The organism is Marinobacter sp. SS8-8 (assembly GCF_030540945.1).
GTDB lineage: Bacteria > Pseudomonadota > Gammaproteobacteria > Pseudomonadales > Oleiphilaceae > Marinobacter.
Window position 1 is genome coordinate 144853 of the sequence record NZ_JASSVN010000010.1, and the last position, 11736, is coordinate 156588.

At 57.2% G+C, this 11736-nt stretch carries 9 protein-coding genes and 1 pseudogene; 4 read left to right on the top strand and 6 right to left on the bottom strand.

The features are described 5' to 3' along the window. Positions 1–6: 6 nt before the first annotated feature. Together urtB and urtA are read right to left on the bottom strand one after the other, a co-directional pair. Complete coding sequence (urtB, locus tag QPL96_RS11920) at positions 7–933, bottom strand: urea ABC transporter permease subunit UrtB (RefSeq protein WP_303287589.1); 927 nt, start codon at positions 931–933, stop codon at positions 7–9. An 80-nt stretch (positions 934–1013) separates the two neighbouring features. After that, complete coding sequence (urtA, locus tag QPL96_RS11925; protein WP_303287606.1) at positions 1014–2192, bottom strand: urea ABC transporter substrate-binding protein; 1179 nt, start codon at positions 2190–2192, stop codon at positions 1014–1016. A 398-nt stretch (positions 2193–2590) separates the two neighbouring features. Here urtA and QPL96_RS11930 point away from each other — a divergent pair, with 398 nt between their 5' ends. The 3 genes from QPL96_RS11930 to QPL96_RS11940 all read left to right on the top strand — a co-directional run bounded on the left by QPL96_RS11930 (position 2591) and on the right by QPL96_RS11940 (position 7656). Then, positions 2591–5974 carry an ATP-binding protein gene (locus QPL96_RS11930; RefSeq protein ID WP_303287590.1) on the top strand — a complete coding sequence of 1128 codons (3384 nt, stop codon included), beginning with the start codon at positions 2591–2593 and terminating at the stop codon, positions 5972–5974. After that, a complete protein-coding gene (locus tag QPL96_RS11935) occupies positions 5961–6866 on the top strand; it encodes a DNA-binding response regulator (RefSeq protein ID WP_303287591.1) in 906 nt (301 codons plus the stop codon). The genes QPL96_RS11930 and QPL96_RS11935 overlap by 14 nt, the downstream gene beginning before the upstream one ends. A gap of 76 nt (positions 6867–6942) precedes the next feature. Continuing rightward, the gene (locus tag QPL96_RS11940) at positions 6943–7656 is read left to right on the top strand and encodes a DUF3047 domain-containing protein (RefSeq protein WP_303287592.1); all 714 of its coding nucleotides are present in this window, start codon (positions 6943–6945) and stop codon (positions 7654–7656) included. 23 nt (positions 7657–7679) lie between these two features. On the opposite strand, the gene QPL96_RS11945 is transcribed toward QPL96_RS11940, so the two are convergent. From QPL96_RS11945 to QPL96_RS11960, 4 genes are all read right to left on the bottom strand, one after another. Further along, positions 7680–8516 (bottom strand): ABC transporter substrate-binding protein, encoded by an 837-nt coding sequence (locus QPL96_RS11945; RefSeq protein WP_303287593.1) that lies wholly within the window; start codon positions 8514–8516, stop codon positions 7680–7682. Between the two features lie 90 nt (positions 8517–8606). Beyond that, positions 8607–10112, bottom strand: coding sequence for a sodium/proton antiporter NhaB (gene nhaB, locus QPL96_RS11950; RefSeq protein WP_303287594.1), 1506 nt, complete (start codon positions 10110–10112; stop codon positions 8607–8609). A 372-nt stretch (positions 10113–10484) separates the two neighbouring features. Continuing rightward, a complete protein-coding gene (locus QPL96_RS11955; protein WP_303287595.1) occupies positions 10485–10847 on the bottom strand; it encodes a type II toxin-antitoxin system PemK/MazF family toxin in 363 nt (120 codons plus the stop codon). Then, entirely contained in the window at positions 10847–11107 is a 261-nt protein-coding gene (locus QPL96_RS11960) for a MazF family transcriptional regulator (RefSeq protein WP_303287596.1), read from the bottom strand. Before QPL96_RS11960 ends, QPL96_RS11955 begins: the two co-directional genes overlap by 1 nt. 145 nt (positions 11108–11252) lie before the next feature. Here QPL96_RS11960 and QPL96_RS11965 point away from each other — a divergent pair. Further along, a pseudogene (locus tag QPL96_RS11965) lies at positions 11253–11736 on the top strand (DUF2235 domain-containing protein); the annotation flags it as partial.

Consider the following 11736-nt stretch of genomic DNA (forward strand, 5'->3'; position numbering starts at 1 on the left):
ATTTTCCTAGCGACGGACCTTGAGGGCCATGAGTCCTTCCGGACGCAGCATCAGAATGCCGACGACCACCAGCAAGGTGAGCACCTTGGCCATGGAACCACTGAGGAAAAACTCCATGGTGGACTGGGCCTGGGATATGCCGAAGGCAGACACAATGGTACCGATCAGGCTCTGGGCACCGCCAAAGACCACCACGAGGAAGGTATCAACAATGTAAGCCTGGCCAGATGAAGGCCCGGTGGAGCCGATCATGGTAAACGCCGCACCGGCGATACCGGCGATGCCAGAGCCGAGCGCGAAGGTCGCGCGGTCGATGCCGGCACTGTTTACCCCCACCGCTTCGGCCATGGGGCGGTTCTGGACCACCGCCCGGACTTTCTTGCCATAGCCGGACCGGTACATCAGCAGGTAAACAGCCACCGCCGTGGAGAGCGCAATGATCATAACGAACAGCCCGTTGATCGGCAGTTCCACCAGGTCGGTCACACTGAATGCGCCCATCATCCACTCCGGCAGATCGACACCCACTTCCCGGGCGCCGAAGATGGAACGGTAGGCCTGCTGCATGATCAGGCTCAGGCCCCAGGTGGCCAACAAGGTGTCGAGTGGTCGGTGGTAGAGATGCCGTATCATGAGCCACTCAACGAGTGCCCCCAATGCGCTGCAAATCAGAAAGGCCAGAATCATGGCGACAAAGAAATAGCCGCCAAACAGTCCGGGCAGGTAGAGCTGGAAAAAGCCCGATGTCAGATAGGTTGTGTAGGCACCGAGGATCATAAACTCCCCGTGGGCCATATTGATCACTCCCATCTGACCAAAGATGATGGCCAGGCCCAAAGCCATCAATACGAACACTGAAAACAGGGACAGCCCGGCGAACCCCTGCATGGCAAATATCGACATCAATTCACTGCTGGTGTAGCCATCGAACATGACCCTTCTCCTTCAAACCAACATGATTCGTGTTGGGGAGACCTTGGATGCCGGCACCCGGAGGTGCCGGCCAATCAGCCTTACTGGTAACCCTCCGGGAAGGGGTCCGGCTCCATCAGCTCTTCGGTCTCGTAGACAACCTTGTACTGGCCATCGGACTGAGCCTGACCAATCCGGGTCTTGGACCACAGGTGGTGGTTCTCGTGGATGCGCACATAGCCTTCCGGCGCCCTGGTGAACTCAATGCCTGCAAAGACTTCGCGTATCTTGTCGATATCGAAAGAGCCGGCTTTTTCAACGGCCGCTTTCCAAAGCCAAGGGCCGAGGTAGGCCGCCTGGGTGACGTCGCCGATAACCATGTCATCGCCGTATGCTTCCTTGAAGGCCGCGACGAACTCCTTGTTGTTGGGGTTGTCGAGGCTCTGGAAATACTTCATTGAGGCGTAGATGCCTTCCACGTTCTCACCACCGATACCGCGAATTTCATCCTCGGTCACGGAGATGGTCAGCAGCAGAGGCTTCTCATCGGTGAAATCAACACCGGCCGCTTTCATCTGCTTGTAGAACGCCACGTTGGACCCTCCAACAACCGAGGCGAAGATCACATCCGGCTTTTTCAGCTTGATCTTGTTGATCACCGAGTTGAACTGGGTGTGACCCAGAGGATAGTACTCTTCACCCACAACGTTCAGGCCCAGCTTGTTGATATGCTTGCGAGCAATCTTGTTGGAGGTACGCGGCCAGATGTAATCGGAGCCAAGCAGATAGAAGGTTTTAGCAGCCTTTGTTTCAACGGCCCAGTCGATGCCCGCAAGAATCTGCTGGGTGGCTTCCTGGCCGGTATATACTACGTTGGGCGACTGCTCCAGCCCCTCATAGAAAGTGGGGTAATACAGCATGCCGTTGTATTGTTCGATGACCGGCAGGATGGCCTTGCGTGAAGCGGAGGTCCAGGCTCCGAAGATCGCGGCGACATTATCCTGACGCAAAAGCTTGCGGGACTTTTCCGCGAAGGTAGGCCAGTCGCTGGCACCATCTTCCTGAACAAATTCAATCTGGCGGCCCAGAACTCCGCCGGAGGCGTTGATCTGTTTAATGGCGAGTTTTTCCGCCTGAACGGAACCAATCTCACTGATTGCCATAGTGCCGGTGATGGAGTGCAGGATACCCACTGTGACGGTATCGTCTGTGACCGCCAGTCCGGTGGTGTTGACCTCAGCCGTGCCAGGCGTAGCCGCTTGCGCAGATGTGGCCAGCATGACGGACGCCGCCAGTGTCATCAGGCTCTTTCGAAACCCCAGTCCCTTGCCAAATGATCGCCCGCTGGCGGTTGTATCTGTCGTACCCATGGTGAATCCTCGCAGTGTTTGAAAGCCGGTACCGCGCTTCCTTCCGAAGGCACGGCCCTACCACCATCATTCTGCTCGGCCCCCTCATGGGTGCCCATTCGGCATTCACCCCAGCGCACTAAGTCATTTGACGCATTCCGGTCGCCGACCACACAGTCTAAAACGCAGGCACAGGAAATAAATGTGACTGCTTCTTCTGGCGCACCAGGCTATGGCACGGAACTTGATGCTGCATTCAGGTCCGGTGCGCGGAACCACAAAACCGCACTAAAACCGGGCACCTCCCAGGTTGCACAGGCAAGGCAGCAATGGCCGCACGACAGAACATTTTCCGGGTTCGGCGCAGTTACAACCAATGGGTCGCCAACCAGACGCTGGAAGACTACGCCCTGCGCTTTACCGCCAAGAGCGCGCGGCGCTGGTCTGCCGCCCGGGTCAGTAACACCGCTCTGGGAGCTATCTCGTTTCTGGCCATGGAAGCCATTGGCGGCTCTATCACCCTGCACTACGGCTTTGACAACGCGGTGGCAGCTATCCTGGCCGTCAGTCTGGTGATTTTCCTGACGGCAATTCCAATCAGCTACTACGCCGCCCGCTATGGTGTGGATATCGATCTGCTCACCCGGGGCGCAGGCTTTGGCTACATTGGCTCCACCATTACCTCGCTGATCTACGCCTCGTTCACCTTCATCTTCTTCGCCATCGAAGCGGCAATCATGGCCATGGCCCTGGAGATGCTGTTCGATATTCCACTGGTGCTCGGTTACCTGATCTCCGCCGTGGTGATCATTCCTCTGGTTACCCACGGCATTACCACCATCAGCCGCTTCCAGGTCTGGACCCAGCCGGTTTGGATCCTGCTGCAACTGGCACCGTTTGTGTTCATCATCTACGCGGACGCCTCCTCCATCAGTGACTGGACCCAGTTTGAAGGGCTGGGGCTCAGCGCCGGCCAGGGCCTCAATGTGGTAACGTTCGGTGCCGCTGCTGCGGTGGTGTTCTCGCTTATTGCCCAGATTGGCGAGCAGGTTGATTTTCTGCGCTTTATTCCGGAACCCCGGAACCGGGCAGAAAAACGCCCGTGGTGGCTGGCGGTCATGTCCGGTGGCCCGGGGTGGATCGTGATCGGCATACTGAAGATTCTCGCAGGCTCCTTTCTGGTGGTCCTCGCCCTGAATCAGGGCGTGTCGCCCACGGAGGCGGCAGACCCGACCCAGATGTACCTGGTGGCGTTCGGCTACATCACCCACTCCCCGGAAGTATCCCTGGCGATGGCCGGTATTTTTGTCATCCTTTGCCAGCTCAAGATCAACGTCACCAATGCCTACGCGGGCTCTATCGCCTGGTCCAACTTCTTCTCGAGGCTGACCCACAGCCACCCCGGGCGCTTGGTCTGGCTGTTCTTTAACGTAGCAATTGCCTTACTGGTGATGGAGCTGGGGGTCTACCGGGCGCTGGAGGAAACCCTCGGCTTTTACGGCATTATCGCCGTCGCGTGGGTAGGAGCTTTGGTGGCTGATCTGGTGATCAACAAGCCCCTTGGGCTGAGCCCCAGGTACATAGAGTTCAAGCGGGCCCATCTTTATGACATCAACCCGGTGGGTGTCGGTGCCATGCTCGCCGCCTCCGTGGTTGGCATCGTATGCCATACCGGAGCGCTGGGAGTGTATGCCCAGGCGCTGTCCCACTTCATTGCCCTGGGGGTAGCATTGCTGGCGGCTCCACTGATTGCCTGGCGAACCGGCGGGCGGTTTTATACTGCCCGCCCCTTCGTTCCTATGGCGACGGACCATCAACTGGTGCAATGCACTATTTGTGAGCACAAATTCGAGCCGGAAGACGTCACCTCCTGCCCGGTCTATGACGGCACCATCTGTTCCCTGTGCTGTTCACTGGATGCCCGGTGTGGCGATGCCTGCAAGCCCGGAGCCGGTTACCAGAAGCAACTCCAGCAGTTTCTCGGCAAGCTCATGCCCCAGTCGGTGCTTAGCCGCCTGCACTCCCGGCTTGGCCACTTCCTGGCCCTCCTGTTTCTGATCAATGGCTTGTCAGGCCTCCTGCTGTGGTTAATCCATTCCAAGACGCCGGTGGCTTCTGCACCCGAGGCTCTGCTGCTGTCGGCCACCCTCTGGAAAGTCTTTTTTATCCTTTTGATTATTACCGGGGTGGTCTGCTGGCTGTTTGTGCTGGCTCATGAAAGCCGGGGGGTGGCCGAGGAAGAATCCGGGCGGCAGACGCGGTTGTTGATGGCAGAGATCGTCGCGCACGAGCGTACCGACCAGGCGCTGCAACAGGCAAAGGAACAGGCTGAAGCGGCCAATGACGCGAAAAGCCGTTATCTGACCGGAATCAGCCATGAGCTCCGGTCACCGCTCAACGCCATCCTGGGCTACGCCCAGCTTATGGAAAATGATGAGACGGTGCCCTCCCATCGCAAGGAAGCCCTGGGGGTGATCCGTCACAGCGGCGAGTACCTGGCCGATCTGATCGAGGGGCTGCTGGATATCTCCAAGATCGAAGCCGGTCGGCTGGATCTGCGCCGGGATCCGGTGCGCATCCAACGACTGATGGAGCAACTGGTAACCATGTTCCGGTTGCAAGCCGAAGAAAAAGGACTGGCCTTTGATTACCACTGCCCGAACCCTCTGCCGGAAATGGTGATCACCGATGAAAAGCGCCTGCGCCAGATCCTGATCAATCTGCTTTCCAACGCCATCAAGTACACCGACCGGGGCAGCGTTTCCCTGACTCTGCGTTACCGCAGTCAGGTGGCGGAATTTACCGTGCGGGACTCCGGTGAGGGCATTGCCGAAGAAAACATTGAACGTATCTTCCGCCCCTTCGAGCGCATCCATCTGCCGGGGCAAAGCCGCATTGGCACCGGGCTGGGCCTGACCATTACCCGACTGCTGGCCGAAATCATGGGCGGTGATATCAACGTGGAAAGCCAACCCGGCCAGGGCAGCACGTTCAAGGCCAGCCTGATGCTCTCGAGCCTGCACAGCACCAGCCCCCGTTCGATCTCGGCGCCGGCCCGCCGGATCTGTGGCTACCGGGGCACCCGGCACAAAGTCCTGCTGGTGGACGATGACATCTTTCACCGTCAGGTCATCCGCGCCATGTTATCCCCGCTTGGTTTTGAAATTTTTGACATTGGCAATGCCCTCAAGGTACGGGAAACCGTCGAAGCCGAGCGCCCGGACCTGGTCCTGCTGGACGTCGCCATGCCCGGATACACCGGCTGGGAGGTTGTGCAGCAGTTACGGGAAGACAAGCATACGATGCCGGTGGTGATGGTGTCCGCCGATGCCAATGAAGGCCACCACTCGGTGGACTCGCCCCGGCTGCACGATGGCTACATTATCAAACCGGTGCGGCTCAACCTGCTGCTGGACACCATCGCCCGGGTGCTCGGGCTGGAGTGGCGGTTCGGTAAAAGTGCCGAGCCGCTGGCGGCCATTCCGGTATCGGATACCGGCGACCTGCCTCTACCGATGCTGGCGCATCGTCAGGCGCTGGCGGATCTCGCCCGCATCGGTTACCGCAAGGGATTGCTGGAAGCCCTGCACGACCTGAAACACCGGGGTGAGGCGGTTGAGCGTTTTACCGACGAACTTACCCAGCTCACCAAAGATTTCCAGTTTGAAAAAATTCTTGAGTTACTCGAGGTAGCTGAACATGAAGCTTCATGATGACCAGAAAACCGTTGTGATGGTCGTGGATGATGCAGTCGACTCCATTCGAATGATTAACGATGCCCTGGAAGAGGCTGGCATGATGGTATTGGTAGCGCTTGAAGGCAACCAGGCACTGACCATCAGCCGCAACATTACCCCCGACTTAGTGCTGATGGACGCCCTCATGCCTCACATGGACGGCTTCGAGACCTGCCGCCGACTCAAGGAAAATGCGGCATTTGCCGACATTCCCATTATTTTCATGACCGGCCTGAGCGACACCGAGCATGTGGTCATGGGGCTGAGTGCCGGCGGTGTGGATTATGTGAACAAACCCATCAACACCACGGAGTTGCTCGCACGCATGGAGGTGCACCTGACCAATGCCCGGATGACCAGGAGTGCCCGTTGTGCCCTGGACACCGCAGGCCAGAACCTGTTTGCCTTAGACCGTGAGGGCAATCTGCTGTGGTGCACCCCCCAGGTATGCCAATGTCTGCCAGACACCGGACACCCCGAGTTTTCCGATGTCCGCACACGACTGGGGGAATGGCTGGGACACAACCCTGATCCGGGGCACAGTATGCCAGTGGAAATTATGGGCACGGCACGATCTGTCGAATTCCTGGCACTTGTGGATAACCGCGAATACCTACTTCGGCTGAAAACGCCCAGGAGTCAGAACAGCTCAACGGCCGCCCTGCGACAACGGTTCGAACTGACCCTGCGAGAATCCGACGTGTTATTGTGGATCGCCAATGGCAAAACCAACCGGGAAATTGGCCAGATTCTGGACATGAGCCCGCGGACGGTTAACAAACATCTCGAGCAGGTATTTCGAAAGCTGGGTGTGGAGAACCGCACCGCTGCCGCCGCGAGTGCGATTCGACTGCTGGCCATCCAGTAATGGTCCCCGGGCACTTTTGAGCCGCACGCCGGTCCAATGGAACAGCTTTTTCGCGAAACGAAGAAACACAATGAGAATGACTACAAGATTTCTGGCACTGCTGGCATTGTTCAGCCTCTCGGGGTTCCTGTTGTCTGAACAAGAACCGGCGCTGACACCGTTTTCCGAAATGCAGTCATTGGGCGACGGCTGGGAGCCTTTGGAGTTCCCCAAAATCGACCAGCTCACCCGCTATGAGTTGGTCGCGGAGGATGGAAAACAGGTGGTGAAGGCCACCACCAGGGGCGGAGCTTCCGGCCTGATTGCCCGGGTGAATCTGCAACCGTCCGACTCGCTGGTTCTGCAATGGCGCTGGAAAGTCTCAAACGTTTTTGACCAGGGTGATGCCCGGGAAAAGTCGGGGGATGACTACCCTGCCAGAATCTATGTCGCCTTTGAATTTCAGCCTGAGAAAGCCGGCTTTTTCGAACGTGCAAAACGCAAGGCCGTGGAGCTGCTTTTCGGCGAAACCCTGCCGGGCAATGCCCTGAACTACATCTGGGCCAACACCTTGCCGGAAGGTGAGTTTGTGCCTAACCCCTACACGGAAAAGACCGTGATGGTCGCTGTCAATTCTGGTTCGGAGCAGATCGGTGAATGGGTCACGATCAAGCGGGATATTGTGGCCGATTATCGAAAGGCCTTTGGCGAAGCACCGCCGCCGCTGGTGGGTATTGCGATCATGTCGGACTCAGACAACACCAACGAAGCCGCAACCGCATGGTATGGTGATATCGTGCTTAATCCCTGATATCTCCCTGTGAAAAGGGCCGTTTACCAAAGTACCCCGGGGAACCCTGGTATCGTGTAACCTTCAGTAATATCACGCACCGGAGGCACTATGCCTTTCTCCACCAGTCTCAGGTAGGCATCATCAAAGTCGTCCCGCAGCAACGCTGCATCGGGATGTGCAAGCGAGAAAACCCACGCGGCATTGCGGGTGCGCACTTCCGATTCCCGGATAACGCTGTCGGAGGGCTCTGTCAGGACTTCCTGAACCGGCTGGCGGTAATCCAGGAGATAGTCGCCCCGCTTGCGCTTCAGCATTTCAATGGCCGCGCGGTGGTTCGGCGCCTCGGTTACCCGTATGCCACCATTCTGTTCCAGCCAGGCCAAGAGACCACCGTAGGTGTAACCGCCAATCACGATCACCCGTTTGCCTCGAAGCAGATCGAAATGGTCAAGGGCCGGGGTGCCTTCAAGGTACCAGGCACTCAGCTGCACAGCCAACGGGCTGACCCAGCTCTCCAGGACATCGTCCACAAGGCTTGGAACCCCGGTCACACCGAGCCAGACATCGATCCTGCCGGTGCTCAGGTAAAGATACGCACGACTCAGCGGCAAGTAGACAAAGTCCGGTTCGTAGCCCGCCTCAGCAGCGACTTTGCGGGTAAGTTCGATGAAGCTGCCTGCCGGGGCGCCGTCGTCGGTTTGATAGGTAATAGGCGGAAACTCGACATAAGCCACACGAAGGGTTTTTGCGCCCGGGTCATACTGGGCGACGGTGTTTGATGATAACAGGGCGGCTATCAACAGGATAAGTGCCCGGGCGTCAGGAAAGAGCCCGGGCGTCAGGAAGACAAACACGTTGGATGGAAAGCTGCTGCGCATGGAATCCGGATAGGTTGGGTCTGTTTAAGCAAAGGTTAGCAGACCCGACCAAATCTGTACTGACACAGCCCGCAAAAAACGGACGGGTTGTCAAATATAGTTAATTACCATGTACAGGCCAACTCCGCCCATCACCAACGTGTAGGGAAATGCCATGATGACCATCCTGCCATAGGATAAACGCACCAGCGGAGCAATGGCGGAGGTCAGAAGAAACAGGAACGCGGCCTGGCCATTCGGCGTCGCCACGCTGGGCAGGTTGGTGCCGGTATTGATGGCCACCGCCAGATCCTGGAAGTGCTCATAACTAATGCTGCCGGCATCCAGGGCCTGCTTGACCTCACTGATGTAAACCGTCGCAACAAACACGTTATCGCTGATCATCGAGAGTACGCCGTTGGCGAGGAAGAACATGCCAGGCTGCTGGCTGGCCGGCAACGCGAGCACGTAATCAATGATCGGCTTGAACAGGTGCTGTTCGTGAATCACAGCCACTACGGCGAAGAAAACCACCAGCAGTGAGGTGAAAGGCAGCGATTCCTGGAACGCCTTGCCGATCTGGTGCTCATCGGTAATGCCGGTAAACGAGGTAATCAGGATGATCACCAGCAAGCCGATCAGGCCCACCTCGGCCAGATGAAACGCCAGCCCCACCACCAGGATCAGCGCGGCTGCGGCCTGAACCCACAGAGCGGCCTGATCGGCCTTGGTGCGTTTGGCGCGCTCGTTATCGGCAAACTCCTCCAGCACCCGGCGAACGGGTTTTGGCAGCCGCCCGCCGTAACCAAACCAGCGCAGCTTCTCCAGGGCCCAGCAGGTGAACAGGCCCGCCGCCAGTACCGGCAAACTGACCGGCGCCATGCGCAGGAAGAAGGTCGCAAAGTCCCAGCCCACCACTTTCGCGATCAGCAGGTTCTGGGGCTCGCCCACCATGGTCGCCACGCCACCCAAGGCAGTACCGATGGCACCATGCATCAGCAGGCTACGCAGGAACGCCCGGAAATTTTCCAGGTCTTCCCGGTGCAGTTCGATCACTTCTTCGTCGCTGTTGGCATTGTGGTCGGCGTGTTGATAGCCCTTGCCGGAAGCCACCCTGTGATAAACAGCATAGAAACCCACGGCAACCGAGATAATAACGGCCGTTACCGTCAAGGCATCCAGAAAAGCCGACAACAACGCGGCCGAACCGCAAAACAGCATCGACAGCGCCGACTTGGACCGCACACCCACCAGGATCTGGGTGAAGGTGACCAGCAACAGCTCCTTCATGAAATAGATCCCCGCCACCATGAACATCAGCAACAGGATCACCGGGAAATTGGTGAGCACCTCCAGATACACTGCATCCGGGGTAGTCAGCCCGATCAGCAGGGCCTCCACAGCCAGCAGTCCGCCGGGCAGAAGCGGGTAGCACTTCAGGGCCATGGCCAGGGTGAAGATAAACTCGGCAATCAGAAGCCAGCCGGCCACTCCGGGCCCGAGGACATACATCATGATCGGGTTGGCAATCAGAAACAGCAGGATCACCTGCTTGTACCAGACAGGTGCCTTGCCAAGGAAGTTGTGGGTAAAGCCGGAGATAACAGTCGTAGGCATTGCGGAAATCTTCTGAGAAAATGGGCTGTTGGGATTGTGTGGCAGAGCACCGTCATCTTCCTTGATATTTATGTACCGGGGTATGGTCCGAAGGTACATTGTTTGACCGTATTTGGTCTTAATAACAATAAAAAGGCGAGGCAGATCTAACCACAACGTAATTTTTACGTAATATTACTTAAATCAAGCAACAAGAGCGACCGCATTTTAACTGATTCCCGGCGCCATGCGGTCGCTTTGCAAAAAAAATGGTAACTATTCAGCTGCCTCCCCGTAAAAAGTCCTGTTAACCCCCTTCCGGTGCCGACATGAAAGCCGGCTCACGCCCTGTAGCTTGCTTACCCTGCCCTCAGACATCCGCCGGTCCATGTATTACTCAATGAATTTCTCGATCACACTATCCGCCCCGATCAGGGGGATAATGCGGACCAGCACCTGATCCATCACACCGTTTTCGGCCTTGGTGATGAAATCGGCCTTACGGTCTTTCCAGCAAAGCGTTTGAATCAGATTCGAAGCCACGACAGATGGCTTGTCCAGATTGTCCACGGGCACCTCGGTGGCAGTACCGCGAATGCGTGTACTGATAGGGCAGCAAATCAGGAGCCCCGTCTGCTTGTTGTACTGCTTGGAGGACAGCGCAAGCGCTGGCCGGTATTTGCCGATCTCTTTACCGTTGGTTGGATCGAAATCCAGCCAGATAATGTCGTTGCGATCAGGAACGTAGTGTGCCATCAAATCCCCATTTCAGAGGCAGAGGGTTGAGCAAGCTCGTCCGCGTGAGCGCCGTGGGCATCAAGCCCTTTCAGCAAGTCGGCTTCCGAGAAGGGAAGGTTTACCTTACGCGGGGCCTTCTGGGCGGCTTCAATCACGATCTTTCCGGCCTTAACATCAATGCTGATTGGGCTGGATACATCCAGTTTGGCTTGCGCCAGGATCTTGCTGGAAAGCCGCACGGCAGCGCTATTTCCCCAGCGTTTAATTTCGCTTTGCATGGCAACCTCGCGCCGATGGTTGTAGCTACACTAACTGGGCTGGCTTTAGGTGTCAACATCTGTATCTACATTTACGCAGCTACGCAGGTTTCACACCCCCCCAATAGACTGAAATGCCGTTCTGATCCAAGCCTATCAGCGACAAATGGACGAATGCCTGACGGCCAATGCGACCGGAGCCATCTCCGAGGACGAGTGCAGCAGTGAACTGTCGCAGATCATGGAAGGCAGTTATCTGAATGCCGAAACGAATGTTTCCAAACTGGAAAACCTTTACCAGCGTGAAGGAGGCCAAAGTGAGACCGGCGAAAGGGTCTACCGGCTATCAACCTATGTGTCGGGAGTTGGGACCAAGTCCGGGGAGCCGGACGACGGTCCCAGTATGGGCCTTGGTTTGGGCGAGCAAGGCATACTCAAGAAAATTGACCACGGCAGCGGTAATCTCGCACTTGAAATTCGAGACTTTGTTGAAGAATCAATCGACGAAATGATTCTTGACGTTTTCGGTTTCAGCCGTGGCGCGGCCACAGCTCGGCATTTTGTCAGCCGGGAGGTTTCGGACACAGCGGGCTCCTTATACGGTCAATACAAAGGGGCTTTAGTCAGAGCATTCGAGCGGGAAGGCATAC